General features: G+C 66.8%; 1 pseudogene. It reads right to left on the bottom strand.

Features of this window, described 5'->3' with window-relative positions:
- Positions 1-280: pseudogene (locus IF28_RS36820) on the bottom strand (alpha-1,4-glucan--maltose-1-phosphate maltosyltransferase); the annotation flags it as partial.

Below are 280 nucleotides of genomic sequence, written 5' to 3'. Positions count from 1 at the left end.
GCGCAGGGGGGTGTTCTCGCAGAGTTCGTAGCCGCTGTAGATGCCCCAGGTGGGGGAGAGGGTGGCGGCGAGGACGGCGCGGACTTCGAAGGCGGGCCGACCGCCGTGCTGGAGGTAGGCGTGGAGGATGTCGGGGGTGTTGGCGAAGAGGTTGGGCCGCATGTAGGAGGCGGCGTCGCCGGAGAGTTCGGTGAGGTAGTCGGTCAGTTCCCCTTTGGTGGTGCGCCAGGTGAAGTAGGTGTAGGACTGCTGGAAGCCGATCTGGGCGAGGGTGTGCATC

It is taken from the genome of Streptomyces sp. NRRL WC-3626 (assembly GCF_000718785.1).
Taxonomy (GTDB): Bacteria; Actinomycetota; Actinomycetes; order Streptomycetales; family Streptomycetaceae; genus Streptomyces; species Streptomyces edwardsiae.
This window is presented reverse-complemented; position numbering and strand designations above follow the sequence as displayed.